Source organism: Rhodococcus shunpengi, assembly GCF_048381395.1.
Classification (GTDB): Bacteria; Actinomycetota; Actinomycetes; order Mycobacteriales; family Mycobacteriaceae; genus Rhodococcus.
In genome coordinates this window covers 482,438-507,517 of record NZ_JBLWIU010000024.1, presented here as the reverse complement: position 1 = coordinate 507,517, position 25,080 = coordinate 482,438, and the positions used below count along the sequence as shown (strand labels likewise).

Sequence of the window (25,080 nt, the reverse complement as noted above, 5' to 3'; positions counted from 1 at the left end):
GGAGCCTCCACCGCAGCCCACCACCACCGCGTCTGCCCGAGGAGCACCCGATGACCATCCTGGATCCAGCCACCCCGCGTGAGACGACGGTGGACCCGAGAGATCCGTTGGCCCGTCTCGAGAAACTGTTCGACCCGGGCAGCCTGGAACTGCTGCACACCCGCGACAAGTCGGGCGTCCTCGCCGCCGTCGGCGAGGTCGACGGCATCCGCACCGTCGCATACTGCTCCGATGCCACCGTCATGGGCGGAGCCATGGGCGTCGAGGGATGCAAGCACATCGTCTCCGCCATCGACCACGCCATCGACCACGAGATCCCCGTGGTCGGCATCTTCCACTCCGGTGGCGCGCGTCTGGCCGAGGGCGTCGAGGCCCTCCACGCCGTCGGCCTGGTCTTCGAGGCCATGGTCCGCGCGTCCGGTCTGATCCCCCAGATCTCCGTCGTTCTCGGCTTCGCGGCCGGCGGTGCCGCCTACGGCCCGGCCCTGACCGACATCGTCATCATGGCCCCCGAGGGCCGTGTCTTCGTCACCGGACCGGACGTGGTCCGCAGCGTCACCGGTGAGCAGGTCGACATGGAGTCGCTCGGCGGCCCCGACACGCACACCAAGAAGTCCGGTGTCGCGCACATCGCCGCGCACGACGAGGCCGACGCCCTGCACCGCGCCCGCCGTCTGGTGTCGATGCTGGCCGAACAGGGTGAATTCGATGTCGCCGCAGCCGCGCTCGGCGACACCGACCTGCGGGCGTTGATGCCTGCGTCGCCGCGACGCGCATACGACGTGCGGCCGATCGTCCACCAGCTGGTCGACAACGTCGACGGCGAGTCCTCCTTCGAGGAACTGCAGGCCGGCTGGGCCCGCAGCATCGTCACCGGATTCGGCCGTCTCGGCGGCCGCACCGTTGGCGTCATCGCCAACAACCCGCTCCGTCTCGGCGGCTGCCTCAACTCCGAGAGCGCCGAGAAGTCAGCGCGTTTCGTGCGGATGTGCAATGCCTTCGGTGTTCCGCTCGTCGTCATCGTCGACGTGCCCGGTTACCTTCCCGGCGTGAGCCAGGAGTGGGAGGGCGTCGTGCGACGCGGCGCCAAGCTGCTCCACGCGTTCGCCGAGGCGAAGGTTCCCCGCGTCACGCTCGTGACGCGCAAGATCTACGGCGGCGCGTACATCGCGATGAACTCCCGGGCGCTCGGGGCCACCGCCGTCTACGCATGGCCGGAGTCCGAGGTCGCCGTGATGGGCGCGAAAGCCGCTGTGGGCATCCTCCACAAGAAGGCCCTCGCCGCGGCTCCCGAGGAGGAGCGTGAGGCGCTGCACGATCGTCTCGCCGCCGAACACGAGGCGATCGCCGGTGGCGTCGGGCGCGCGATGGCGATCGGTGTGGTCGACGAGATGATCGATCCCGCCACCACGCGGAGCACCCTGGCCGCCGCGCTCGCCGCCGCACCCGCGGTTCGCGGACGGCACAAGAACATTCCGCTCTGATCCGGACACAGCACGAGAACACCGGCATCGCTCCTCGGAGCGGTGCCGGTGTTCCCGTATCAGGAAGATGTGGGGGTGCGTTCCGGTCGTGTCGGACCGCGGTCAGCCGACGTCCCGGCGGAGCCACGTCACCTGCGCGCCTTCGTCGCCGCTGCGGTACGGCTCGAGCTCTTCGTCCCATGCCGTTCCGAGCGCGCGGTGCAGTTCGCTCGTGACATCGGCGGAGGACAGCATGGCGCGCAGACGCATCTCTCCTACGACGATGTCGCCGTTGGCGCTGGTGCATCCGCGCCACAGACCCAGTCGGGGGACGTAGCTGAAGCGTTCGCCGTCGACGCCCTCGCTGGGGTTCTCGGTGATCTCGAAGCGGAGCATCGGCCACGACCGCAGCACGTCGGCCAGTCGCGCGGCCGTGCCCACGGGCCCGACCCAGTCGACGCAGGTGCGCAGCAGCCCCGGTGCGGCGGGCTGGCCCGTCCACGCGAGATCGGGCCGGCAGTCGAGGATGTCGGCCAGTGCCCACTCGATGTGCGGGCACACCGCCGCCGGTGAGGAGTGGACATAGATCACCCCCGCCGTGGCATCCGCGAATTGGTTGGATGCGCGCATACATTCACCTCCGGTTCGACCAGGACGTCTTCCCCAACGACCTTCGTCGGCCAAGGCTTCTCCATGCAGGCTGCGTACAAGTGTGCCCGTGTGGCGTGTGTTTCGCCAGCGAACCAGAGAGGTTTATGTGAATTCGGTGATGATCGCGTCTCCGACGGCAGGCCAGAGCGGTTTCGCCCAGTCTCCGAAGGCACGATCAGTAAGTACCACAGCGGCGACGGAAATTTCGGGATCTACCCAAATGAATGTGCCCGATTGACCGAAATGACCGAAAGTACGCGGTGAATTACCGGTGGCGGTCCAATGCGGGTTCTTTTCGCCCCGGATCTCGAATCCGAGACCCCAGTCGTTGGGCTTGAACATCCCGTATCCGGGCACGAGTCCGTTCAGACCGGGGAACTGCACGCTGGTCGCCTCGGTGAGGGTTTCGTACGAGACCAGAACGGGATCGAGCAGCTCGCGCGCGAACAGTGCGAGATCGGCGACCGACGACTGCGCCCCGTGACCGGCCGGCCCCGGCAGGGACGAGGACGGCATGCCCAGCGGCTCGAAGACCGCCTGCCGGAGGTATTCCGGGAACTCGATACCGGTTTCCGTCTCGACGAGTTCGGCGAGCACTTCGAAGCCCGCACTCGAGTAGATCCGCTTCCGCTCGGGTTCGGTCTGCACCGTGCGCTCACCGAACGCCAGACCCGAGGCGTGGGCGAGCAGATGCCGCACCGTCGACCCCTCGGGGCCCGCAGGCTGATCGAGCTCGATCGCGCCCTCCTCGACGGCCACGAGCGCGGCGTACGCCACGAGCGGCTTCGTCACGGACGCGAGGGGAAAGACCTCGTCGAGGTCTCCCCTGGACGCGACCGTTCCGCCGTCGCGGGTCACCNCACCACCGCGGCGGCGGAACGGTCGACGGGCCAGTCGCTGAGCAGATCGAGGCTGTGCACGCGATCACCCTACGAGACGGCCCGGCGGGGCGGGGTCACCGGTCGGTACCGGTCACCAGTCGGCTTCGGTGTAGCGGATGACGCCGCGGATGTTCCTGCCCTCGAGCATGTCCCGGTATCCGTCGTTGATCTGCTCGAGGGTGTAGGTACGCGTGACCATGTCGGCCAGGTTCAGCTGACCGGACTTGTACAGGTCGAGCAGGTTCGGGATGTCGACGCGGGCATTGCACCCACCGAAGATGTTGCCCTTGAGGTCCTTCTGCAGCATCGAGAACAGGAACGAGTTCAGCTTGACGTCCATGTCGGACATGTAGCCCATCGCCGTGACGACGCACCGGCCACCCTTGGCCGTGAGTGTCAGCGCGGGATCGACCAGCTCCCCCTTCATCTCGCCGACGGTGATGATCGTCGAGTGGCACATGCGGCCCCACGTGATCTCCATGATCGGCACGATGGCCTCCTCGATGGAGGCGTAGGTGTGCGTGGCACCGAACTTGAGCGCCTGCTCGCGCTTGAACGGTTCCGGGTCGATCGCGAAGACGTGACGCGCACCGGAGGCCACGGCACCCTGCAGGGCGCTCATGCCGACGCCGCCGACGCCGATGATGGCGACCGAATCGCCGGCCTTGACCTCGGCGATGTTCGTCGCCGAACCCCAGCCGGTGGGCACGCCGCAGCCGACCAGCGCGGCGAGTTCGAAGGGTACGTCCTTGTCGATCTTGACGACCTGGCTCTGGTTGACCGTCATGTACGGCGAGAAGGTGCCGAGCAGGCACATCGCGATCACGTTCTGGCCGCGTGCCTGGATGCGGTAGGTGCCGTCGGAGATCGCCTGGCCGCTGAGCAGTCCGGCGCCGAGATCGCACAGGTTCGAGTGCCCCGAGGCACAGGACGGACACCGCCCGCATGCGGGGATGAAGGACAGCACGACGTGGTCGCCCACCTCGAGGCCCACCACTCCCTCACCGACCTTGGTGATCACGCCCGAGCCCTCGTGACCGCCCATGGCGGGGAAGGACGGCATCGGGGTTGCGCCCGTGACGATGTGGTGGTCGGAATGGCACATGCCGGCGGCTTCCATGCGGATCTGCACTTCGCCCGCGACGGGATCGCCGAGTTCGATCTCCTCGACCGACCACGGTTCGTCGATGCCCCACAGCACTGCACCCTTGGTCTTCATCTGGCTCGCCCTCCATCGCATTGCCGGTTGTGCACGTGACGATAGACACAATCGCACAGAATTGGAACAGGTTCTAGCCTTCGTCCCGGTCCGGTCGACCTGCGAACGCGGATACCGTGGGACCCGAGCACCGCGGGTCCCACCGCCCGACCGTCCGAGGAGATGCCGTGCCCGACAATCCGGAACTCACCTTCCACGGCGCGGCGAGAACCGTCACCGGCTCGTGCGCGATGATCGAACTCGCCGACGCCCGCATCCTGGTCGACTGCGGGATGTTCCAGGGTTCGCGCAGCCTCGAGAAGCTCAATGTCGCGGAGTTCGCGTTCGCTCCCGAGTCGATCGACGCGGTGATCCTCACCCACGCCCACATCGACCACTGCGGACTGCTCCCCAAGCTCGTCGCGCGTGGCTTCGAGGGCCGCATATTCTGCACTGCCCCGACGGCCGAGCTGCTCTCGTTCATGCTCGCCGACTCGGCGCGGATCCAGGAGTTCGAGGCCCAGCGCCGCAATCGGCGGCGCGACCGCGCGCACCGGGCGAAGTTCCAGCCGATCTACACCGAGGAGGACGCCCGGCTCGCCGCCGCGCGCGCCCGGCCGGTTCCACTCGAGGAGTGGTTCGAGCCGGCACCCGGTTTCCGGGTCCGCCTGTGGAATGCCGGACACATCCTGGGGTCGGCGTCGGCGGAGATCGAGGCCGGCGGTGTGCGCATGGTGTTCTCGGGAGATCTCGGCCCGGAGCAGAAGGCGTTCCACGCCGATCCGGAAGGTCCGACCGGACTCGACTACGTCGTCTGCGAATCCACCTACGGGGATCGCTCACGCCCTCGGCTCACGATCGCCGAGCGCCGCGACCTCCTCGCGCGGGAGGTGAACGAGGCGATGGAGCGCGGCGGCAACCTGATCGTGCCGTCGTTCGCTCTCGAACGCACCCAGGAGTTGTTGCTCGACATCGGATACCTGCTCGACGACGAGCACATTCCCGATGTGCCGGTCTTCGTCGACTCCCCGCTCGCGATCCGCGCCACCGACGTCTTCGCCGCACACGCCGGAGAACTCGAGGACCTCGACGGCCGGAACGTCTTCCGCCATCCGGGCATCCGATACACCGCCGAGGCCGAGGAGTCGATGCGGATCGACACCTACCGACGCGCGATCATCATCGCGGCCTCCGGGATGTGCGAGGCGGGACGGGTTCGGCACCACCTGCGGAACAACCTCGCCCGCCCCGACTCGACGGTGCTCTTCGTCGGCTATCAGGCGCAGGGCACGCTCGGCAGGGTGATCCTCGAGGGTGCGTCGAAGGTCCGGATCTCGGGTGAGGACATCGACGTCCGGGCGCAGATCCGGCGGATCGACAGTTACTCCGCACATGCCGACCGCGGCGAGCTGGTGCGCTGGGTCGGGCACCGCGCGCCGATCTCCGGCACGGTCTTCCTCGACCACGGCGAGCCCGATGCGCTCGCTGCCTTCACGGCGTCACTGCACGGACTCGATGCGGACCTGAACGTGGTCGTTCCGGAGATCGGTGCGCGGTACCGGCTCGTGGCAGGTGGCCCGGCCGAGTACGTCGCGACCGTCGCACCGCCGGCGCCGGTGCACGTCGGCCGCGACTGGCAGAACGAGTACGCCGAGTTCGCCACCGGTCTGCGCGACCAACTGCTCGAGATCGACGACCCGCGCACCCGGGAGCGTGCGATCGCTGCGATGCGGAAGGTGCTCGACGAATACCGCACGGGTGCCCAGAACCCGGAGGAGCACCGACGCCACTCGAGGCCGGGTCGACGCAAACCTCCACCCCGCCGGAGGCGCCGTTTCTGAGCCGCTCCTTTCACTTCCCGCGAGAATCGTCTCGCGTGATATCCATCCTCTCATTGTAGAGAATGATATTTCCGTCTAACGTGATCCTCATGTTCGACCGCGGCGAGGGCCGCCGTATCGGCATCGGACAACGGAGGACGAACCATGACGACGAAGGCGCTCGCGCCCGACGTATCCACGTGGCCGGCAGAGAACCCGCAGCTCATCGGGAGTCGCTGCGACGACTGCTCCGCGACCACGTGGCCCACCCAGCCGCGCTGCCCCCGGTGCAGCGGGGCGAGCATCTCGGAACTGTTGCTGCCGCGTCGCGGCACGCTCGTGGCATGGACCACGCAGGGATTCGTGCCGAAGCAGCCCTACGCGGGCAACGAGACGGCGGCGACCTTCACACCCTTCGCGTTCGGCCTCGTCCAACTCGATGACGTGGTCCGCGTCGAGGCCCGCCTCACCGAGACCGACCCCGAGAAACTGCGCCCGGGCATGGAGCTCGAGCTCACCTTCGTCCCCTTCTACACCGACGAAGAGGGCACCGACATCGTCACGTGGGCCTTCGCGCCGATCTGATCCGCACACATCCCATCGAGGAGTTCCCGACATCATGAACGACGTTGCCATCATCGGGGTGGGCCTTCACCCGTTCGGTAGATTCGGCGCCAAATCGGCCATCGAAATGGCCGCAGACGCAATCCAGCTCGCACTCGAGGACTCGGGTGTCGCCTGGAAGGACATCCAGTTCGGCATCGGCGGCAGCTACGAGGTCGACAACACCGACGCCGTCACCCGCCTCGTCGGCCTGACCGGCATCCCCTTCACCAACGTATTCAACGCGTGCGCGACGTCCGCCAGCGCGATCGAACAGACCGCCGACGGGATCCGTTCCGGCAAGTACGACATCGGCATCGCGGTCGGCACCGACAAGCACCCCCGCGGCGCCTTCACCGCCGATCCCGCCATGCTCGGTCTGCCCGCCTGGTACGCCGAGAACGGACAGTTCGTCACCACCAAGTTCTTCGGTATGAAGGCGAACCGCTACGCCATCGATCACAACATCTCGCACGAGACGCTCGCACGGGTCGCGGCGAAGAACTACCGCAACGGCGGCCTCAATCCGAAGGCGTTCCGCCGCACGGAGTTCAGCATCGACGAGATCCTGTCGTCGCCCATGCTCAACTACCCGCTCACGGCGAAGATGTTCTGCGCGCCGGACGAGGGTGCCGCAGCGGTGATCATGTGCCGCGGCGACCTGGTGTCGAAGTACACCACGAACAAGCCGGTCTACCTGCGCTCCACTGCGATTCGTACGCGCACCTACGGCGCGTACGAGGTCCATGCGACGTGGGCGTCGGTCGAGGAGGACGTCTCCCCCACCGTCTACGCCGCCAAGGCCGCCTACGAGGCCGCCGGCATCGGCCCCGAGGACGTCGATGTCGCCCAGCTCCAGGACACCGACGCCGGCGCGGAAGTGATCCACATGGCCGAGACCGGCCTGTGCGCCGACGGCGACCAGGAGAAGCTGATCGCCGAGGGAGCCACGGAGATCGGCGGGTCCCTTCCGGTGAACACCGACGGTGGTCTCATCGCCAACGGTGAACCCATCGGCGCCTCCGGTATCCGCCAGGTCCACGAACTGGTGCTGCAGCTGCGCGGTCAGGCCGGCGAGCGGCAGGTTCCGGGCGAACCGAAGGTGGGCCTCGCCCAGGTCTACGGCGCACCCGGCACCGCCGCTGCGTCGATCCTGTCACTCTGAGTACCACGTAATCGTCCGAAAGTTCGGCCGCCGCACGAGATCCCGAGTGCGGTGGCCGAACTCGTCCCGGCGCCATCGCGAGTCCGGAATCACAACACCCCGGGGCGTTTTTCGCAACCGGAGGAAGGTACTGTCCAGCTCAGCGGGTCGAGTGTGGGGGAACGACTCATCAGCATCAATTCGAGTCGAGGAGTTCATCCGTGCGTCGATCCGTCGTGTCCCGTCGTGGCTTCCGCAGCCTTGCGATCGGTCTCGCAGGCCTCTCGGCGCTCGCGTTCGGCACCGCCACCGCGCACGCCGATCCCGAGCAACCCGACGCCGAGCCCGCTTCCGCCTACGTCGACGGCGTCGACGAGGTGACCGACCAGCACTGGACGGTCCGCGTCTACTCCCCGGCCATGGACACCGTCGTCCCTCTCGACGTCCTGCGTCCGGCCGATCCGAGCGAACCCCGGCCGGTCGTCTACGCCCTCGGCGGCGCGGGTGTCGGCGTGATCGACGGCACCGGATGGATGGAGAGCAGCGACATCGCCGAGTTCTTCTCGGACAAGAACGTCAACGTCGTCATCCCCGCCACCGGCAACTTCAGCTACTTCACCGACTGGGATCTCGACGACCCGGTCCTCGGCCGCAACCAGTGGCAGACCTTCCTCCTCGAGGAACTGCCGCCCGTCGTCGACGAACTGCTCGACACCGACGGCAAACAGTCGATCATCGGGATGTCCATGAGCGCCGGCTCCGCGCTGGACCTCGCGATCCAGAGCGGCGACCTGTACTCCGGCGTCGCTTCTCTCAGCGGATGCGTGCGCACCAGCGATCCGGTCGGTCAGCTGTACGTGAGGCTCGTCGTCGAGCGCCGCGGCAAGGGCGACGTCGAGAACATGTGGGGACCGGCCGACGGTCCGCGCTGGGCCGAGCACGACGTCTACCTCAACGCGGAAGGCTTGCGCGGCAAGGCCTTGTACCTGTCGAGCCGCAACGGCCTGCCCGGCCCGTACGACGTCCCCGGCCAGGAACGGGCGGCCGGCGAATCGTTCGCCACGCAGATCGTCGCAGGCGGAGCAATCGAGGCCGCCACGAATGCCTGCACGCACCAGCTGGTGGACCGCCTCGAAGCGCTCGACATCCCGGTCACGGCCGAACTCGATGCCGACGGAACGCATTCGTGGGGCTACTGGGAGGACGACCTGCGCAAGGCATGGCCGATCCTCGCCGAGTCGATGGGCACTGAGGCCTGACCCCGCAACGGGATTCCGCGTCGACTGCTCACCGGTCGGCACGAGCGATCGCGGCGAGGCGCGCCGCGAGCCGATCCGCGGCCTCCCGCAGCTCCGGTGGCTCGAGGACGACCGCCTCGAAACCCATTCGCGCGACGTGCATCACGACCCAGTCCGGGTCGTCCGCGCCGACGACGAGTACGCACCACCCGCCCTCGTCGTCCTCGACCCGCCCGACCTGCGGCGGCACCATGTCGCGCACCTGGTCGGCGTCCGCCCGCAGGCGGATCCGCGCGATGTACCGGTAGGGCGACTCCGTCACGGACCGCTGGACGTACGACACCGGATCGGGATGCTGCCGCGGCCGGAACCTCCACGTCATGGGTGTGACGTCGCGCATCCGGTCGAGCCGGAAGGTGCGCCAGTCGTCGCGATCGACGTCCCATGCCATGAGGTACCAGCGCTGCCCGGCAGCGACCATCCGCACCGGTTCGACCGTGCGCTCGTCGTCCGCCTCCTGCCGGGTGGTGTACCGGAATCGCACACGGGTCGCGTCGCGGCACGCGCGGGCCAACGCCAGCAGCGTATCGGCATCGATCTCGGTGCCCGCGCCGACGACGGTCTCGGTGGCACCGTAGATCGCCCGCACCTCCTCGCGCAGACGCGGCGGCATCACCTGGTCGAGCTTGGCCAGTGCACGCAGGGCCGCCTCGGCGGCACCGGCGATGGTGCTGCCCGACGCCAGTCGCAGCGATACCGCCGTTGCGATCGCTTCGTCGTCGTGCAGAAGCAGCGGCGGCAGTCTCGTGCCGGCACCGAGTTGATAACCACCGCCGACACCGGGAGTTGCGCGGACGGGATAGCCGAGGGCACGCAGCCGATCGATGTCGCGGCGCACCGAGCGATCGGTCACGCCGAGTTCCGCAGCCAGTTCGTCAGCGGTCCACGAGGGGCGACTCTGCAACAGCGCAAGCACCCTCAGAACCCGTTCCGTGGTCGACTCGACGGTCACACGACGATCCTCGCATGAATCACGGACCGAATCTGTCCGGAATATGCGTCAGCCTGTAGCCATGACAGAACTCGACTGGAATCACCTACTGCGACAGCAACTCGACCATCCGGCACGCCGCCGCCTCGACGGCCTCACCGACGACGAATACTTCTTCGAACCCGCACCCGACTGCTGGAGTGTTCGGCCGCGCGGGACGGGCACCGCTCCCATGCAGGGAGGCGCCGGGTCGATGACCATCGATTTCGCGTTCCCCGAACCCGATCCGCCGCCCTTCACGACCATCTCGTGGCGTCTCGGTCATGTTGTCGTCGGTGTACTGGCGATGCGCAACGCGAGCCATTTCGGACGCACCCCCACCGACTACATGTCGTTCGAGTACGCAGCGACCGCGGACGAGGCCCTCGCCCAACTCGATACCGAACTCTCGATGTGGGTCGCAGGCGTCGAGTCCCTCGGGGAAGACGGACTCGCCCGGCCGTGCGGTGAAGCGGAAGGACCGTACGCGCAGTATCCGATGGGCGCGCTGGTCCTGCACATCCACCGCGAACTCATCCACCATCTGTCCGAGGTCTGCCTCCTGCGCGACCTCTACCTGCACACCCGTACCCGAACCCGACAGGAGACGCGCTGACATGGCACGCGACATCCAGATCACGTTCGACTGCGCCGATCCCGGAGCCCTCGCGGAGTTCTGGGCCGACGCCCTCGGCTACGAACTCCAGAAGCCGCCCGGCAATTTCGTCTCGTGGGACGACGCACTCGACGCGATGGGAGTGCCGCCCGAACGACGCAACGACGCCTCGGCCGTCGTCGACCCGGACGAGACAGGACCCCGGCTGTTCTTCCAGAAGGTGCCCGAGGGCAAGCAGGCCAAGAACCGGGTGCATCTCGACGTGCGTGCCGCGCCCGGACTGGACGGCGACGAGCGCATGGCCGCCCTGGAAGCCGAGGCCGAACGGCTCGTCGCGCGCGGAGCCACGCGCCTCGAACGTCACGACCCCGCGCCGCCGTTCGGGGCCGGCCACATCGTCATGGCCGACCCCGAAGGCAACGAATTCTGCCTCGACTGAAACGTCGCGTGGTCAGGCCGGTTCCGAGACCCAGTGGACGAGCTGCCAGATGAGCCCGTTGGGATCGGCGAACTGGCAGTACCGCTCGCCCCACGGCTCGGTCTCCGGCTTGGTCACCACCGTCGCACCTGCTTCCGCGATGCGCGCGAACTCGGTGTCGACGTCGTCGACGACGAAGGCGATGAGCATACCCTGCCCGGCCGGTCCGGCGACGGATTCCGGCTTGAAGGTCGACAGCCCGGTACGCAGGAACACGATGTTGAATCCTGCATCCGGGTGAGTCAACGAGACGAATCCGTCCGCCGACATCTCCTCGGTGAAACCGAAGTGCCGGATCGCGAAATCGGCCGATGCGGCCGTGTCGGCGACGTTGAGCGACAGTGCTGTGGACGTGATTTTCATAGGACCTCCCGGGGGCAGAAATATTGTACGACGTATAGAGTAATCCCGAGAACGAGTTTTCGGGAGGCATTTATGGCGCGCGACCTGATCGACCTGCTGTGGCGAGAGCATCCCGACGCGCCGACCGGAGGTTCCCGCGGCCCGAAAGCCAAGGTCACCACCACATCCGCGGTGGACGCGGCCGTCACCGTCGCCGACGCGGAGGGCCTCGACGCGGTGACGATCCGTCGCCTCGCGACCGACCTGGGTGTCTCCGCCATGGCCCTCTACACCCACGTCGGGTCGCGCGACGACCTCCTCGTCCTCATGGTCGACCGGGTCCACGCCCGGCAACCCCGGCCGCCCTACGAGTCCCCGTCGTGGCGGGATCGGGTACGGCAGGTTGCCGAATCCGAACTCGAGCACTACACCGCACACTGGTGGCTGCTGGACGTCGACGATCAGCGCACAGCCCTCGGCCCCGGCACGATCGCGAAGTACGACCACGAACTCCACGCTTTCGACGGGACATCTCTCGGCGACATCGATCGCGATGCTGCACTCACATTCGTCGCGGACTTCGTGCGCGGTGCGGCGCGAGCGCGACGTCCCGATCCGCACGCCGCCGACATCGCCGAGGCCTGGGTCAGGTGGAACGAGCGATTGGCGCACTATCTCGGCGACACCCACCCGCTCGCGCAACGGGTGGGGGCGGCGGCCGGGGCGGAGATGAACGCCGCCTACAGCCCGCACCACGCGTGGGAGTTCGGGCTGCAGCGCGCCCTCGACGGGCTCGAACCGCTCGTCTCGAATGGCGGGGTGCAGCCGGCCCGGGGATGATTTCCCCGAAGGTTCGTACGAGACATTCGAGGTTTCATGAAGCGATTCGCCGCGGGCGTGCTCGGTTGTGCCGCAATCGCCCTCGCAGTACCGGCCACGACGAGCGCCGATACCGTTCTCCTGTCCGGCGCCTCCCCCGTCGCGGACACCGACGAGGCTCCCGAGGAACTGACCCCGGAAGAACGGGCGGAGGCGGAGCACTGGTGGTACCACGAAGGATGCCGGTACGCCCCGCTGCGGCCGGATTGCGTCGTCCACAACATCGTCGAGGCGTTCGCTACCGGTTCGGGAGGGAACGGGGACAAGCCGTTCGGCTCGTCGTAGAACCACTCACCCGACGAGACAGCGACGAGCAGACGACCTACCCCTGGGCCCGCGCCGATCGTTTCCGCGCCCTGGCGAGATTGTCGTTCAGTTCGCTGCGGGTCTGGTGTTCGTGGGCATGCCAGGCCGGCTGCCCCGGTTCGGTGCGCCAGGATTCGCTGAGCGGACTGTTGTCGACAGTGTCGAACCCGAACTCGTCGTAGAGGCGGGTCACGAGAGCGACCGCCTCGGGGAAGTTGCTCGAGACGGACAGTGCGATGCGTCCGGGAGTGCCGGCAGGCAGCCCAGCGGTGGTGATGCGTGGAGCCTCGATATGAGTGAACGCCTTGGCCACCTCGGACGTCGGCAGATGCGCCTGGCGCAGCTCGTGGACCGTCTTCTCCCCCGAGTCGACGAGCGGGAATCTGCCGTCACGCCACGGCATGTAGTTGTTGGTGTCGAGCACGATCTTGCCCGCAAGTTCGCTGACGGGCATGTCGTTCACCAACTTCAACGGGACCGCGATGACGACGAAATCTCCCGCGGCAGCCGCACCCGCAGCCGTTGCCGCACGCGATGAGGGGCCGAGTTCGTCGATCAGTACGGCGAGCGTGTGCGGTCCTCGCGAATTGGCGATGACGACGTCGTAGCCGCTCGCTATCGCAGCCCGGGCGATCTGGCTGCCGACCTCGCCCGCACCGATGATTCCAATGGTTGTCATGACTTCCTACCTCGGTCCGATCATGGGCGAGACGAGTGCGCGACCGGCCGGACTCGCCGTCCCGGTCGGCCGGTGAAGTTCAGATCTGGTTCAGCCCACCGTCGACGTACAGACTGGAACCCGTGACGAAGCTGCTCTGATCCGACGCGAGAAACGCCACGGCAGCAGCGATTTCGTCCGGTCGCCCGAGTCTGCCCAGCGGAACCCGGGCGGCCAGCTGCTGCCTGAAGTTCGCTGACTGTTCCTCGTCGGGCATGAGCCCTGACAATCCGGGAGTCTCGGTCGGCCCGGGGGTGACGGTGTTGACCCGGATGCCACGTCCCTTGAGTTCGTTGGCCCATGTCCGGGCGAACGACCGCGTCGCGGCCTTCGTCGCCGCATAGACGCCGAACGCCTCTGCGCCCACGTCGACATTGGTGGACCCGTTCAGAATCACCGAGGCACCGTCGTTGAGCACGGGCAGCGCCTTCTGGACGGTGAACAGCATCCCGCGGACGTTGATGCCGAAGAGCATGTCGAAGTGCTCTTCGGTCACGTCTTCGAGGGTGACGAACTCGGCGACCGAGGCGTTGGCGAACAGCACGTCCAGGCCCCGCCCATGCCCGCGGATGGTCTCGTAGATCCGGTCGAGATCGTCCAGGTTCGAGATGTCGCCCACCACGGCGGTCGCCTCCGACCCGATCTCCTCGACGGCTGCGTCGAGTTCGGACTTACGTCGTCCGGTGATGAATACGTGTGCACCCTCGGCTGCCAGTCGCACGGCGCCGGCGAGTCCGATCCCGGCGCTGCCGCCGGTGACGAGAGCGGTCTTGCCTTCGAGTAGTCCCACGAGGATTGCCTCCTTCGAATTCCGCATCGTTCGATGCGGAATTCGAACAGTAGCACTTCTGTATCGATCGATGCGAAATAGGTACACTCGTGAGGTGACAACGACACAGGGCAAGGCGGTCGGACGACCGCGCGGATTCGACGCCGACGAAGCACTCGAGCGCGCCATGCGGGTGTTCTGGGAGCACGGCTACGAAGGCGCCAGCCTGTCCTGCCTGACCGAGGCGATGGGCATATCCACCACGAGCATGTACTCGGCCTTCGGCAACAAGGAAGAACTGTTCCGTAAAGCGCTGGAACGCTACACGGAAGGGCCGAGCGCATACCTGAGCCGAGCACTCGAAGAACCCACCGCGCTCCGCGTCGCCACCGCCATTCTCGAAGGCACCATCCGGACCACCACCTGCCCGACGAACCCCGCGGGATGCATGGGCGTTCAGGGGGCTCTCAGCGCCAGCGATGCCGGCCGGGAGGTCCGCGAACTTCTCGTCGCCTGGCGCAACAACGGCTGCTCGCGCGTCCGCGAGCGGTTCGAGCGCGCTGTCGCCTCCGGCGATCTGCCGCCGGACACCGACGCCGGGCTACTGGCCCGCTACACCACCACCCTCGCGTTCGGCATCGCCGTCCAGGCAGCGAGCGGCGTCGATCGCGACGAACTCCGGAAGATGACCGAGGCGGCCCTCCGTAGCTGGCCGATCCGCTGACCTGTCACGATGTCGGTGGATCGACCCCTGCTTCCCGGGGTCCGATCCACCCGAATCGTGTCACCCCTACCTCTCGCGCACCTCTTCGAGCCGCCGGATCAGCGTCCGCGCGTCGAAAGGGCCGATGTGCCGGGTCAGATCCGAGCCGGTGACGCCGAGATAGAAGGTCGGCGTTCCGAACACCTCGCTGGTCTCGGCGTCGAGGTCGTCGTCCTCGACACGGTGCCGGTGCCGTCCGAGGCGCAGGTCCTCGTCGAACCGGTCGATATCGAGACCCAACTGCTGTGCGTGTTCGTAGATCTCGTCGCGGGACAGGGCGTCGCTGTTGGCGAACAGATGGTCGTGCATGTCCCAGAACCGCCCCTGCGCCGCGGCGGCCTCGGCCGCTTCGGCGGCGAAACGCGCGTGCGGATGCGGCTCGTCGAGAGGCAGGTGCCGGAAGACGTACCGTAGGTCGTCGCCGAAGTGCTTGTGCACGTCGCGGATGCTGCCGGTGGCCTTGCTGCAGAACGGGCACTCGAAGTCGCCGTACTCGACGAGTGTGAGCGGAGCGTCGACCGGTCCCCGCACGTGGTCGCGGTCCGGGTCCACCGGACGCAGCAGCACGAGCCCGGCCGGTCCTTGCGGCGGATGCAGGCGGTCGGACAGCCGGAACAACGCCCAGCCCAGTGCGGTGGCGAGAACCGCCGCGAGGAGTACGCCTATCCGGGCGTCGTTGGCTGCTTCGGGAGATTCGATTGCCAGATCCACGATGAACAGGGAGATCGTGAATCCGATGCCGGCGAGCGCGGCACCCCCACCGACACGCGAGAGGGTGAGTCCCGGCGGCAGGCTGCCCGGCCGCAGTCTCGAGAAGACGGCGGTGGCCGCGGTGATGCCTACGAGTTTGCCGACGACCAGACCGAGGACGACCCCCCACGTGATCGGCGATCGGATGGCAATGCCGACGGTCTCGGCGGAGATCACCACACCCGCGTTGGCGAGGGCGAAGATCGGCACGACGAGGAACGCCGTGTACGGCTGGTAGAGCCGCAACAGCCGCTCGTTGACGGACACCGCGCGGAGCACCCCGAGTTGCGCGGCGCGCGCGTAGTCGGAGTTGGGCGATTGACGGAACGCCCGCGTGAGTTCGCCGGCGTGCTCCACTTCGCTGCGGCGCGGCGGATAGACGGGAAGGATCAACGCGATCAGCACACCGGCGAGGGTGGGGTGCACACCGGATTCGTAGAACGCCACCCATGTCCCTGCTGCGACCACGAAGTAGACGACGCCCCGCCACACCTCGAGTCGGCGGAACTGCAGGATCAGCAGTAGTCCGATCGCCGCGGGTATGAGGTAAACCGGCTGCAAGTTGTCGGTGTAGACGAAGGCGATGATGGCGAGGGCGCCGATGTCGTCGGCCACGGCCAGCGTGAGGATGAACACGCGCAATCGGGCCGGGCACCGAGGCCCGACCAACGCGAGCGCACCGAGCACGAAGGCGGTGTCGGTGGACACGACCACACCCCACGCTCCCGCGGCCTCCCCGCTGGGATTGAGCAGCAGGAACAGTGCTGCGGGCAGCGCCAGACCCGCGATCGCGGCCACGAGCGGGACCGCGGCGCGCGTCCGGTCGGTGAGCTCCCCCATGGTGAGCTCGCGTTTGACCTCGAGGCCGACGACGAAGAAGAACAGCGTCATGACGGCGTCGTTGACCCAGTGTTTGAGATCGAGGTCGATGCCGTAGTCGCCGATGCTGATGCTGAGCGGCGTGTGCCAGAACGCCTCGTACGAGTCGCCGAGGTTGGCCCAGACCAGAGCGATCAGGGTCGCCGCGAGTACGACGCCTGCCGCGAGCGTGTCGTCGTCCGTGCCGTCACGAACCCCTGCCAGCAGATCGGACGCCCGGCGGAGCGTCGTCGGTTTCTCGTCGACCGTCATGTGCTCCCTCGTTCCGCAGTCCGCTTCGAGCAACTCGGTGCCGGTGAGTACGCCGACGAAACCGCACAACGCCCGGCCCCGGGGCGATTATTTCCGGAACCGACCGTTCGGAACCGCATTGTCCGAACACAACAGTGCAACCGGATCTGCCGTCCAGGAGGCGGAATGCACCCCTCCGACTACCGTCCTCGTCCGAAACTAGACCGAATCGTTGTGCCAACAACCGATTTCGGCGGTTCGACAACCCGACCGTTACATTCCGCCGCTTCGTGTCACCTCCACGGACGATAGCCCTGCGCGTCCCCGCCGGGTATCGTCACGATCCACCGAAGCATCGGTTCCGAATAACCCTCGGCGAGAACAACTTTCCTAAGTTCTCTTACGGAGAGGAGGTGGATCCGTTGCTGCACAGGGGAACGATCCGAAGAACCCGATTGATGTTGATCACCGCAGTGGGAGCAGGGGTACTCGTCGCGGCGACGACACATCAGCCCGTCTCCGTGGACGGGACCGACCCGGCGGTCGCGCATGCCCGGTCGTCGCACTCCTCGGTCCCGGCGTGTGCGCCGCCGGACGGCGCGCCCGCCTGGCGTCCGGACGAACTCGGCGACCACCCGGATCCACCGGCTGCGATCGGATCGGTGGCGAACGGGCGGATCGGAGGCGCCTTCCATCCGTCCACCACGGTTCGACTGATCGGCCTGGACGTGTGCGAGCAGTACATCGACCGCAGCATCGTCACCACGAACGAGGGTTGGTTCCTGTTCACCGGTCTCATGCCGGGTCGCTACACGCTGTTGGAAGACGACGGAACGGTGCTCACCGAGGTCGAGGTCTCCGTCGAGTCACCGGATCACTCCGGACTGGTGCTGGCTCCCGGCTAGGCCGTCAGCACGAGGAGGTAGCCGCCGCCGGCCGGCTCGATCCTGGTGTCGAACCGTACTCCCGGCTCGAGGCGCGACAAGCGGTCGAGGAGCCACTCGGAGGCTTCCTCCGCGTCCGACTTCTCGGGACACCGAGCGACGGCGACGCGACCACCCTTGCGCATGAGCTGCTCGACGACGCCGATGATGGGCGCCGGGTCGACGACGAACAGCCGGTCGGGCCACGGCACGACGGGTTTGACGGCACCCTTCTTGGTGTTGCAGGCGCGGTGCGCGAGCCGCTCGACTCCGCCCTTTCCCTTGCCACCCTTCTTGGCGGTGTTGATGCTGTCGATGCTGGGACCTCGCGGGTCGTTGACCGACATGTCGGGGTCCACGGGCTCGTCGCACAACCAGCAACGCCACGCCTCGCGCTCGCCGACTTCTCGAAGGGTGCTCATGGGGTCGAACGCTACCGTTCCGACAAGCAGGAACATCTCGCGGCCACGAGCGGAGGATGTGGGGCGGGCGGGGCTCGAACCCGCGACCAGCGGATTATGAGTCCGCGGCTCTAACCGACTGAGCTACCGCCCCGTCGCGACGACATGCGTCGCACAGTGCCGCACTGCTCGCACGGCGCGATCGAATGCTACCCGGACACAGCGTGCAACACTCTGCCGGGTGCGGAGTAACAGAGATCACATCGGTGGAGGTTCTGCCGCATAGGCACCCCGGAAGCACAGAATCCTCCCACCCGTGACGGGTGGGAGGATTGTGTAGGCGCTCCCCCGGCTGGACTCGAACCAGCAACCGTTCGATTAACAGTCGAATGCTCTGCCAATTGAGCTACAGGGGATTGTCCTGCGGTGCTCCGCGGTTTCCCCCGGTGCGTGAAAAACCATAGCGTCCCACCCACCGCAGCACCAAATCGCCTGCTTGTGGGCATGCTGCGGGGTCATCGGGCAGGATGGGGACGACGCAGTCACGGGTGGAAGGACAACACATTGATGGGTTTGCTGGTCGGGGTCGCTGCGGGATACGTACTCGGCACCCGAGCGGGTCGCGCGAGGTACGAACAGATCAGCAAGACGGCCAAGGCGGTGGCCGCGAGCCCCGTCACGAAGAAGGCGATCGAGGTGGGCCGGCAGAAGCTCGCCGATTCGCTCAGTCCTCAGCCCAAGCTCGAGCCGATGAAGCCCATCGACGAGACGACGACGATCATGATCCCGCGGGACCAGTTGAAGAAGTAGACGGTCAGCCGGCCAGGCCGTCACCGATGGCCTGGTCGAGCAGGCTCCGCCGGTACTGTTCGAGCGCCATGAGGTCGCCGAGCAAGGCGTGGAACTCCTCGGACTCGGTGGCCGGGGAGATCCGCTGCAGTTTGGACTTCAGTTCGGCCACCTGCTCGCCGACCCAGACCTCCTGCAGTCGGGCCAGCACGCCGCCGATGTAGCGCGGCAGCCGGTCCTCTTCGGCGGGGACCGGTTCGACGGCGAGTTCCATCACGAGCGAATGCGCGACGGGGTCGGTCGCGGCCCTGCCGACGGCATCGACCCATTCGGCTCCCCCGAGCCCCGCTGCGGTTCCACCGGCGTCGGCAACGGCCTGCCGTACGGCCGCGTAGGCGGAGTCGGTGAAGGTCTCCGACGGCAAGGAGTCGAAGACGGTCCCGGCGATGCCGGGATACTGCAGCGCGGCCTTCAGCGCGTCGCGCTGTGGCCACAGCGTCGGATCGTTGGGGCGGGGGCGTCGCAGGGCCGACACGGGCTCCGCCGTGGCCGTCGCGGGCCGCGTCCTCGCTTCCGGTGCACGGACTCCCCGTCGCGCTTCCTCCTGCACGCGCCGGCGCACGGTGGGGATGTCGTCCCATCCCGTCCAGTGCGCGAGTTGCACCGCGTAGTTGTCGCGGATCGTGCGGTCCTTGATCCGGCCCACGACGGGGACACATCGGCGCAGGGCCTCGACGCGACCTTCGACGGTGTCGAGGTCGTGTTCGGCGAGAATCGATTTCACGACGAACTCGAACATCGGGGTGCGGCGGGCCACGAGGTCGCGCACCGCGCCGTCGCCCGACTGCTGCCGCAGCTCGCACGGGTCCATGCCCTTGGGGGCGATCGCGACGTAGGTCTTCGCGGCGGTTTTCTGGTCGCCCTCGAACGCCTTCATCGCCGCCGCGCGACCGGCGTCGTCGCCGTCGAAGGTGTAGATAACCTCACCGCGGAAGAAGCTGTCGTCCATGAGCAGGCGACGCAACAGCGCGAGATGTTCGTCACCGAAGGCCGTGCCGCACGCGGCGACCGCGGTCTTCACGCCGGCCAGATGCATGGCCATGACGTCGGTGTAGCCCTCGACGATCACGGCCTGGTGCGACTTGGCGATCTCGCGCTTGGCGAGATCGAGACCGAACAACACCTGAGATTTCTTGTACAGCACCGTTTCCGGTGTGTTCATGTACTTGGCGGTGATCTGGTCGTCGTCGTACAGACGGCGGGCACCGAAGCCGATGACGTCGCCCGCGAGATTGCGGATGGGCCACAGCAGCCGCCGGTGGAAACGGTCGATCGGGCCGCGCCGTCCCTGCCGGGACAGTCCGGCGGCCTCGAGTTCGGAGAAGTCGAAGCCCCGGCCGAGGAGGTGCTTGGTGAGCGCGTCCCAGCCGGCGGGTGCGTAGCCGCAGCCGAACGTCTCGGCGGCCGCCTGGTCGAAGTTGCGCTCGGTCAGGTAGTCGCGGGCGGCCTGGGCGTCGGGCGTGCGCAGTTGCTCGGCATAGAACTGCTGAGCGGCCGCGTTCGCCGCGACCAGCCGGGCACGCGTGCCCCGGTCGCGCTGGACGGATGGACCGCCACCCTCGTAGTTCAGTGTGTAGCCGACACGCTCGGCGAGCTGTTCGACGGCCTCGACGAAGCTGACGTGTTCGATCTTCTGCAGGAACGAGTAGACGTCGCCGCCCTCACCGCAGCCGAAGCAGTGGTAGTGCCCGTGATTGGGCCGCACGTGGAAGGACGGAGACTTCTCGTCGTGGAAAGGGCACAGGCCCTTGAGCGAGTCGGCGCCCCCGCGCTTGAGTGCGACGTACTCGCCGACGATGTCCTCGATGCGCACGCGGTCGCGAATGGCCGCGATGTCTCTGTCTGAAATACGGCCGGCCACGAGACGAGTCTAAGCCGCCCGGCAGACTGCCCGGCACGACGGTCCGGCACAACCCACACCGGCGAGTGCGTCAGCGCGTCCCGCGGACAGATGCACCGCGCCGACCTCGTGCTTGTGTCCGTGAAAGGGTGCAAACGTCGGTGTCAGCCCCAGCTCGCCTGCGCGGCGAGACTGTCGCGGTCGATCCGTTCGAGGCGCGATTCGGTGCACGAGGCGATCTGATCGACCACGACCCGCACCTTCGCGGCATCGTCGGGCGCGGCCTTCCATGCGGCGACGAAGAACGGGTCGAGGCCGACCGGCGCGGTGCGCAGCAGCCACTCGGCGACCCGGTGGATGCGTTCGCGTTGCGATTCCTGGCGGGTGCGGTGGGCGCGGTCGGACATGACGAACTGCAACGCCATCGTCTTGAGCAACGCGACCTCCGAGACCACGATCGGCGGGACCACGAGGTCGGCGTCGTACCGGGTGACGCGTCGGCCCTCCGTCGCCTCCCTGGTCCCGAGGATCGCTGCGTTGGCGAAGCGGCCCACCAGCTCGCTGGTCAGCTTCTTGAGCGCGACGGAGCAGGCGAGGGTGCCGTCGAAGGTGCCGACGGCCCGGACCACCGGCATGGAGGACAACCGCTTGGCCGCCTCGGTCAGCTCGGCCGGGTCGAGACCCGAGAACTCGCGCATACCCACCTCGATGAGCCCGGCGACATCGTCGGGTTCGTCGAGCATCCGCAGGTCGATGCGACCGTCGATCACGCCGTCCTCGAGGTCGTGCACCGAGTACGCGACGTCGTCGGACCAGTCCATGATCTGCGCCTCGAGGCACTTGCGGCGCTCGGGTGCACCTTCGCGGATCCAATGGAGGACCTCGGCGTCGTCGTCGTACGAGCCGAACTTCGCGCCCGGGCGCGGACGCGTCCACGGGTACTTGAGCGTCGCGTCGAGGGAGGCCCGGGTGAGGTTGAGACCGGCGCTCGAGCCGTCCGGATAGAGGATCTTCGGTTCGAGGCAGGTGAGGATGCGCAGGTTCTGCGCGTTGCCCTCGAATCCGCCGCAGGACTCCGCGACCGCGTCGAGCGCCCGCTCGCCGTTGTGCCCGTAGGGCGGGTGCCCGATGTCGTGGGCGAGGCCGGCGAGGTCGACGAGATCGGGGTCGGCGCCGAGTCCTTCGGCGATGCTGCGGCCGATCTGTGCGACCTCCATCGAGTGTGTCAGACGGGTGCGCGGGGTGTCGCCGTCGCGGGGGCCGACGACCTGTGTCTTGTCGGCCAGGCGGCGCAGGGCCGCGCAGTGCTGCACGCGCGCACGGTCGCGTGCGAAGGCGGTCCGCTCGGATGCCGCTCCCTCGGACCCGGCGAGCGCCGAGGTCTTGCGCGGCTCGGCGACGCGCCGTTCGAGATCGTGTTCGCTGTAGCCCTGCATCACACTGCCTTCCGTCACCGAAGACCCTACGTTCCGCCTCACTGCTGCGCCGTGTAGGGGAAATCGGCGGAGAAGTGGGTGATCTGGTACCAGATCAACGCGCCGGTCTCGCGGGCGATGCCGTGCAGCTGCGACTCGCGGGTGAACACCGCCGGACCCTGGCGGGTGGGAGCGGTCCAGGCGTCGAGACCGGCGTCGCGTGCCATGGTCCGGGTGCGCAGCGAATGCCACGGGTCGCTGACGAGCACGACCGACGACAGACCCAGATCCGACATCTCGCGGCTGACGGCCTCGACGCTGAGCAGTGTGTCCGAACCCTCCTCGACGGCGACGATCGACTCGGCGGGCACCCCGCGCGAGACGAGATAGTTCTTGCCCGCCGCGGCTTCGGTGAACAGGTCGCCCTCCTGCTTGCCGCCGACGGTGACGATCCGCGGCGACACTCCCGCTTCGTAGAGCTTGAGGGCCTGTTCGAGGCGTGCCTCGAAGACCGACGACGGTGTGCCCGAATACTGCGCGGCACCGAGCACGACGATGGCGTCGGCGGGGGTGCGGTCGTCGATCCGCGCGACCTGCCACACCCGCAGCGCCGTGCCGCCGACGACGAGGACGGCGGCGAGCAGCACCCCGACGATCAGTCGCCGGAGCCAGCGCGCGATGCGCGCGCCGACCCCGAGGTCGTCCCCGGTGTACGTCGCGGTGGTGCCGGTGCGGCGGGATGCGGTGCTCACCCCCTGATTCTGCCAGCGAACGAGAACGCGTCGACCGGACGACGCGCCGACCCCGTCCTCACCCCGCAGCCACTAGATTCGATTCCATGGCACACGTATCGGCCGCACCGCTCCAGCGACCTGCAGCACAGCTCCGGCGACCTGCAGCACAGGTCCGGCGACCTGCACGGTCCGCGCTCGCATTCGTCCCCGCCCTGCTGGCAGTGGCCGCGTGGTTGCTCCTTCCCGCGGCGGCCTCCGCGGAGCCACCTTCGCGGCTCCCCCAGCCGATCACCGACACCGCGGGCGTGCTCGACGACGCCGACGTCGCACGGATCCAGGAAGCGACGAACACCCTCTACGACGAGCACGGTCTGCAGCTGTGGGTGACCTACGTGTCGAGCTTCGACGGGCGCGACTACGACAGTTGGGCTCAGGCCACCGCGCAGGCGAGCAACTTCGGTCCCGACACCGCGCTGCTGGCCGTCGCGACCGACGACCGCGAGTTCGCGCTGTGGACACCGACGGGATCGGAGATCTCCGAGAGCGAACGCGACCGGATCAGTTCGTCCGACGTCGTGCCGGCCCTGCGCAACAGCGAGTGGGCGGGCGCCGCCGTGGGCGCGGCCGACGGGTTGAGCAACGCCCTCACGCCGTCGGCTGCTCCGGTGACGACGCTGCTCGTCGGCGGCGGTGTCATCGCGGCCGGCGGTGCCGGTGTCTACGCCTACAACCGGCGGTCGAAGAAGAAGCGCGCCGAGGCCGGTGCCGCACAGGCCGCGCAGATCGATCCGGCCGACACCACGGCCCTGCGCGGTCTGCCGATCGAGGGTCTCGATCAGTACGCGCAGACCCTGCTGGTGGACACCGACAACGCGGTGCGGTCCAGCGCCGAGGCGCTCGAGCTCGCCCGGGGCGAGTTCGGGGATTCGGCGGTGGCTCCCTTCGACCGCGCACACCGGCAGGCACAGGTCGCGTTGGCGAACGCCTTCGAGATCCGTCAGCGCCTCGACGACGACATCCCCGAGACGCCCGAACAGCAGCGCGACATGCTCGTGCAGCTCGTCTCCTCGTGCGGGCAGGCGAACCGCGAACTCGACGCGCAGGTCGAGGCATTCGACAAGATGCGCAACCTGCTGCTCGACGCCCCGGCCCGGCTGGACGGACTCACGCAGCGCGCGATCGCGCTGCAGGCCCGCATTCCGGAGGCCGAGCGGATCCTCGGACAGCTGCACTCGGAGTTCCCCGCGGGCGCCCTGACCCCGGTGGTGGACAACGTCTCGCTGGCGCGGGAGGAGATCTCGTTCGCGGAGAACGCGATCGACCAGGGCCGCACCGCGGTGGCGCGACCGGTCGGTGAGCAGGGCGACGCCGTGCGCGCGATCCGCGAGGCCGAACGCGCGCTGGGGCACGCCGCGACGCTGCTCGACGCGCTCGACCATGCGGCGGAGGACATCCGGCGCGCGATCGCGACGCTCCCCGCCGCGGTGGAGGACGCCGAACAGGGCGTCGCCGACGCGAAGCAACTGCTCGACGCGGGCGGCCCCGAACTCGTCGACGCCCTGAAGGCCGTGCAGGAAGCCCTCGACCACGCTCGGGCCGAGCAGCACACCGACCCGCTGGGCAGTTTCACGCGGGTCGTCGAGGCCGATGCGCGTCTCGACGAGTTGCGTGCCCGGACGCGCCAGGCCAAGCAGCAGGCCGAGGAGATGCGTCGCCGCCTCCAGCAGGATCTGAGTGCGGCGCAAGCGCAGGTCACTGCCGCGGCCGACTTCATCGGGACGCGCCGGGGCGTCGTGGGTGCCCAGGCGCGCACCCGCCTGTCGGAGGCGCAGCGGCACCTGCAGGCCGCGCAGCAGGCAGCCGAGTCCGATCCGGCGGCCGCCATCCAGTACGCGCGGTCCGCCGCGTCGCTGGCCGCGCAGGCACTGCGCAGCGCGCAGAACGACGTGCAGCGCTGGAACAACCAGCACCGTCCGCCCCGCGGCGGTTCGGGCGGCAACGTCGCGGGCGCCGTGCTCGGCGGCATCCTCATCAACAGCGTGCTCAACAGCGGCCGCGGCGGTGGCTTCGGCGGGGGCGGTTTCGGTGGCGGCGGTTTCGGCGGCGGTGGTTTCGGGGGCGGCGGCTTCGGCGGATCGAGCGGAGGACGCTTCTAGACC

General features: G+C 68.0%; 24 protein-coding genes, 2 tRNA genes and 1 pseudogene. 13 read left to right on the top strand and 14 right to left on the bottom strand.

Going from position 1 to position 25,080, the window contains the following annotated elements; all coding sequences use genetic code 11:
* The first annotated feature begins 50 nt into the window (after positions 1-50).
* The gene (locus ACNJ7K_RS14660; protein ID WP_159418008.1) at positions 51-1,484 is read left to right on the top strand and encodes an acyl-CoA carboxylase subunit beta; all 1,434 of its coding nucleotides are present in this window, start codon (positions 51-53) and stop codon (positions 1,482-1,484) included.
* Positions 1,485-1,586: 102 nt separating this feature from the next.
* Here ACNJ7K_RS14660 and ACNJ7K_RS14655 read toward each other — a convergent pair whose 3' ends face one another.
* From ACNJ7K_RS14655 to ACNJ7K_RS14645, 3 genes and pseudogenes are all read right to left on the bottom strand, one after another.
* Positions 1,587-2,093: a DUF3145 domain-containing protein gene (locus ACNJ7K_RS14655; RefSeq protein ID WP_060651510.1), complete on the bottom strand. Its 507-nt coding sequence runs from the start codon at positions 2,091-2,093 to the stop codon at positions 1,587-1,589.
* A gap of 123 nt (positions 2,094-2,216) precedes the next feature.
* A pseudogene (locus ACNJ7K_RS14650) lies at positions 2,217-3,034 on the bottom strand (serine hydrolase domain-containing protein).
* 52 nt (positions 3,035-3,086) lie between these two features.
* Positions 3,087-4,214: an NDMA-dependent alcohol dehydrogenase gene (locus ACNJ7K_RS14645; RefSeq protein ID WP_016691368.1), complete on the bottom strand. Its 1,128-nt coding sequence runs from the start codon at positions 4,212-4,214 to the stop codon at positions 3,087-3,089.
* Positions 4,215-4,381: 167 nt separating this feature from the next.
* On the opposite strand from ACNJ7K_RS14645, the gene ACNJ7K_RS14640 reads away from it, so the two are divergent.
* The 4 genes from ACNJ7K_RS14640 to ACNJ7K_RS14625 all read left to right on the top strand — a co-directional run bounded on the left by ACNJ7K_RS14640 (position 4,382) and on the right by ACNJ7K_RS14625 (position 9,019).
* A complete protein-coding gene (locus ACNJ7K_RS14640) occupies positions 4,382-6,034 on the top strand; it encodes an MBL fold metallo-hydrolase (RefSeq protein ID WP_159418007.1) in 1,653 nt (550 codons plus the stop codon).
* 144 nt (positions 6,035-6,178) lie between these two features.
* Positions 6,179-6,598, top strand: coding sequence for a Zn-ribbon domain-containing OB-fold protein (locus ACNJ7K_RS14635; protein WP_487041842.1), 420 nt, complete (start codon positions 6,179-6,181; stop codon positions 6,596-6,598).
* Between the two features lie 31 nt (positions 6,599-6,629).
* Positions 6,630-7,781: a thiolase family protein gene (locus ACNJ7K_RS14630; RefSeq protein ID WP_060651569.1), complete on the top strand. Its 1,152-nt coding sequence runs from the start codon at positions 6,630-6,632 to the stop codon at positions 7,779-7,781.
* A 200-nt stretch (positions 7,782-7,981) separates the two neighbouring features.
* Positions 7,982-9,019 carry an alpha/beta hydrolase gene (locus ACNJ7K_RS14625; protein WP_455408978.1) on the top strand — a complete coding sequence of 346 codons (1,038 nt, stop codon included), beginning with the start codon at positions 7,982-7,984 and terminating at the stop codon, positions 9,017-9,019.
* A 28-nt stretch (positions 9,020-9,047) separates the two neighbouring features.
* On the opposite strand, the gene ACNJ7K_RS14620 is transcribed toward ACNJ7K_RS14625, so the two are convergent.
* Complete coding sequence (locus ACNJ7K_RS14620) at positions 9,048-10,010, bottom strand: helix-turn-helix transcriptional regulator (RefSeq protein ID WP_120283385.1); 963 nt, start codon at positions 10,008-10,010, stop codon at positions 9,048-9,050.
* Between the two features lie 61 nt (positions 10,011-10,071).
* On the opposite strand from ACNJ7K_RS14620, the gene ACNJ7K_RS14615 reads away from it, so the two are divergent.
* Both ACNJ7K_RS14615 and ACNJ7K_RS14610 read left to right on the top strand, forming a co-directional pair.
* A complete protein-coding gene (locus ACNJ7K_RS14615) occupies positions 10,072-10,644 on the top strand; it encodes a DinB family protein (RefSeq protein ID WP_230791249.1) in 573 nt (190 codons plus the stop codon).
* 1 nt (position 10,645) lies between these two features.
* Positions 10,646-11,083, top strand: coding sequence for a VOC family protein (locus tag ACNJ7K_RS14610; protein ID WP_487041841.1), 438 nt, complete (start codon positions 10,646-10,648; stop codon positions 11,081-11,083).
* A gap of 12 nt (positions 11,084-11,095) precedes the next feature.
* Here the strand turns inward: ACNJ7K_RS14610 and ACNJ7K_RS14605 are convergent, their stop codons facing one another.
* Complete coding sequence (locus ACNJ7K_RS14605; protein ID WP_487041840.1) at positions 11,096-11,485, bottom strand: VOC family protein; 390 nt, start codon at positions 11,483-11,485, stop codon at positions 11,096-11,098.
* A gap of 72 nt (positions 11,486-11,557) precedes the next feature.
* On the opposite strand from ACNJ7K_RS14605, the gene ACNJ7K_RS14600 reads away from it, so the two are divergent.
* Together ACNJ7K_RS14600 and ACNJ7K_RS14595 are read left to right on the top strand one after the other, a co-directional pair.
* A complete protein-coding gene (locus ACNJ7K_RS14600; RefSeq protein ID WP_487041839.1) occupies positions 11,558-12,304 on the top strand; it encodes a TetR/AcrR family transcriptional regulator in 747 nt (248 codons plus the stop codon).
* Positions 12,305-12,340: 36 nt separating this feature from the next.
* Entirely contained in the window at positions 12,341-12,628 is a 288-nt protein-coding gene (locus ACNJ7K_RS14595) for a hypothetical protein (RefSeq protein WP_487041838.1), read from the top strand.
* Between the two features lie 37 nt (positions 12,629-12,665).
* Here ACNJ7K_RS14595 and ACNJ7K_RS14590 read toward each other — a convergent pair whose 3' ends face one another.
* Together ACNJ7K_RS14590 and ACNJ7K_RS14585 are read right to left on the bottom strand one after the other, a co-directional pair.
* Positions 12,666-13,328, bottom strand: coding sequence for an NADPH-dependent F420 reductase (locus tag ACNJ7K_RS14590; protein WP_487041837.1), 663 nt, complete (start codon positions 13,326-13,328; stop codon positions 12,666-12,668).
* A gap of 79 nt (positions 13,329-13,407) precedes the next feature.
* Entirely contained in the window at positions 13,408-14,157 is a 750-nt protein-coding gene (locus ACNJ7K_RS14585) for an SDR family oxidoreductase (protein WP_268653899.1), read from the bottom strand.
* A gap of 94 nt (positions 14,158-14,251) precedes the next feature.
* Between ACNJ7K_RS14585 and ACNJ7K_RS14580 the strand changes: the two genes are divergently transcribed.
* Positions 14,252-14,860, top strand: a complete 609-nt coding sequence (locus ACNJ7K_RS14580; RefSeq protein WP_487041836.1) for a TetR/AcrR family transcriptional regulator — start codon at positions 14,252-14,254, stop codon at positions 14,858-14,860.
* A gap of 66 nt (positions 14,861-14,926) precedes the next feature.
* On the opposite strand, the gene nhaA is transcribed toward ACNJ7K_RS14580, so the two are convergent.
* Positions 14,927-16,780: a Na+/H+ antiporter NhaA gene (nhaA, locus tag ACNJ7K_RS14575; RefSeq protein ID WP_268653902.1), complete on the bottom strand. Its 1,854-nt coding sequence runs from the start codon at positions 16,778-16,780 to the stop codon at positions 14,927-14,929.
* Between the two features lie 437 nt (positions 16,781-17,217).
* Here nhaA and ACNJ7K_RS14570 point away from each other — a divergent pair, with 437 nt between their 5' ends.
* On the top strand, positions 17,218-17,664 hold the full coding sequence (locus ACNJ7K_RS14570) for a hypothetical protein (RefSeq protein ID WP_487041835.1): 447 nt from the start codon (positions 17,218-17,220) through the stop codon (positions 17,662-17,664).
* Here the strand turns inward: ACNJ7K_RS14570 and ACNJ7K_RS14565 are convergent.
* From ACNJ7K_RS14565 to ACNJ7K_RS14555, 3 genes are all read right to left on the bottom strand, one after another.
* Entirely contained in the window at positions 17,661-18,104 is a 444-nt protein-coding gene (locus ACNJ7K_RS14565) for a hypothetical protein (protein ID WP_174247017.1), read from the bottom strand. The genes ACNJ7K_RS14570 and ACNJ7K_RS14565 overlap by 4 nt on opposite strands.
* Positions 18,105-18,163: 59 nt before the next feature.
* Positions 18,164-18,237, bottom strand: a tRNA-Ile gene (locus ACNJ7K_RS14560).
* A gap of 189 nt (positions 18,238-18,426) precedes the next feature.
* Positions 18,427-18,499, bottom strand: a tRNA-Asn gene (locus ACNJ7K_RS14555).
* A 148-nt stretch (positions 18,500-18,647) separates the two neighbouring features.
* Between ACNJ7K_RS14555 and ACNJ7K_RS14550 the strand changes: the two genes are divergently transcribed.
* Positions 18,648-18,893: a hypothetical protein gene (locus tag ACNJ7K_RS14550; protein WP_024101344.1), complete on the top strand. Its 246-nt coding sequence runs from the start codon at positions 18,648-18,650 to the stop codon at positions 18,891-18,893.
* A gap of 4 nt (positions 18,894-18,897) precedes the next feature.
* On the opposite strand, the gene dnaG is transcribed toward ACNJ7K_RS14550, so the two are convergent.
* From dnaG to ACNJ7K_RS14535, 3 genes are all read right to left on the bottom strand, one after another.
* Complete coding sequence (gene dnaG, locus ACNJ7K_RS14545; protein WP_230791243.1) at positions 18,898-20,793, bottom strand: DNA primase; 1,896 nt, start codon at positions 20,791-20,793, stop codon at positions 18,898-18,900.
* 143 nt (positions 20,794-20,936) lie between these two features.
* Positions 20,937-22,208, bottom strand: a complete 1,272-nt coding sequence (locus tag ACNJ7K_RS14540; protein ID WP_033097770.1) for a deoxyguanosinetriphosphate triphosphohydrolase — start codon at positions 22,206-22,208, stop codon at positions 20,937-20,939.
* Positions 22,209-22,246: 38 nt separating this feature from the next.
* The gene (locus tag ACNJ7K_RS14535; RefSeq protein ID WP_120279691.1) at positions 22,247-22,939 is read right to left on the bottom strand and encodes a YdcF family protein; all 693 of its coding nucleotides are present in this window, start codon (positions 22,937-22,939) and stop codon (positions 22,247-22,249) included.
* Between the two features lie 86 nt (positions 22,940-23,025).
* Here ACNJ7K_RS14535 and ACNJ7K_RS14530 point away from each other — a divergent pair, with 86 nt between their 5' ends.
* Positions 23,026-25,077 carry a TPM domain-containing protein gene (locus tag ACNJ7K_RS14530; protein ID WP_487041834.1) on the top strand — a complete coding sequence of 684 codons (2,052 nt, stop codon included), beginning with the start codon at positions 23,026-23,028 and terminating at the stop codon, positions 25,075-25,077.
* Positions 25,078-25,080: the final 3 nt, after the last annotated feature.

What these genes read in the sequence shown, in the direction of transcription:
- ACNJ7K_RS14660 (WP_159418008.1), top strand. Translation starts at nt 51, where the DNA reads ATGACCATCCTGGATCCAGCCACCCCGCGTGAGACGACGGTGGACCCG.
- ACNJ7K_RS14655 (WP_060651510.1), bottom strand. Translation starts at nt 2,093, where the DNA reads ATGCGCGCATCCAACCAATTCGCGGATGCCACGGCGGGGGTGATCTAT.
- ACNJ7K_RS14645 (WP_016691368.1), bottom strand. Translation starts at nt 4,214, where the DNA reads ATGAAGACCAAGGGTGCAGTGCTGTGGGGCATCGACGAACCGTGGTCG.
- ACNJ7K_RS14635 (WP_487041842.1), top strand. Translation starts at nt 6,179, where the DNA reads ATGACGACGAAGGCGCTCGCGCCCGACGTATCCACGTGGCCGGCAGAG.
- ACNJ7K_RS14615 (WP_230791249.1), top strand. Translation starts at nt 10,072, where the DNA reads ATGACAGAACTCGACTGGAATCACCTACTGCGACAGCAACTCGACCAT.
- ACNJ7K_RS14610 (WP_487041841.1), top strand. Translation starts at nt 10,646, where the DNA reads ATGGCACGCGACATCCAGATCACGTTCGACTGCGCCGATCCCGGAGCC.
- ACNJ7K_RS14605 (WP_487041840.1), bottom strand. Translation starts at nt 11,485, where the DNA reads ATGAAAATCACGTCCACAGCACTGTCGCTCAACGTCGCCGACACGGCC.
- ACNJ7K_RS14600 (WP_487041839.1), top strand. Translation starts at nt 11,558, where the DNA reads ATGGCGCGCGACCTGATCGACCTGCTGTGGCGAGAGCATCCCGACGCG.
- ACNJ7K_RS14595 (WP_487041838.1), top strand. Translation starts at nt 12,341, where the DNA reads ATGAAGCGATTCGCCGCGGGCGTGCTCGGTTGTGCCGCAATCGCCCTC.
- ACNJ7K_RS14590 (WP_487041837.1), bottom strand. Translation starts at nt 13,328, where the DNA reads ATGACAACCATTGGAATCATCGGTGCGGGCGAGGTCGGCAGCCAGATC.
- nhaA (WP_268653902.1), bottom strand. Translation starts at nt 16,780, where the DNA reads ATGACGGTCGACGAGAAACCGACGACGCTCCGCCGGGCGTCCGATCTG.
- ACNJ7K_RS14570 (WP_487041835.1), top strand. Translation starts at nt 17,218, where the DNA reads ATGTTGATCACCGCAGTGGGAGCAGGGGTACTCGTCGCGGCGACGACA.
- ACNJ7K_RS14565 (WP_174247017.1), bottom strand. Translation starts at nt 18,104, where the DNA reads ATGAGCACCCTTCGAGAAGTCGGCGAGCGCGAGGCGTGGCGTTGCTGG.
- ACNJ7K_RS14540 (WP_033097770.1), bottom strand. Translation starts at nt 22,208, where the DNA reads ATGCAGGGCTACAGCGAACACGATCTCGAACGGCGCGTCGCCGAGCCG.
- ACNJ7K_RS14530 (WP_487041834.1), top strand. Translation starts at nt 23,026, where the DNA reads ATGGCACACGTATCGGCCGCACCGCTCCAGCGACCTGCAGCACAGCTC.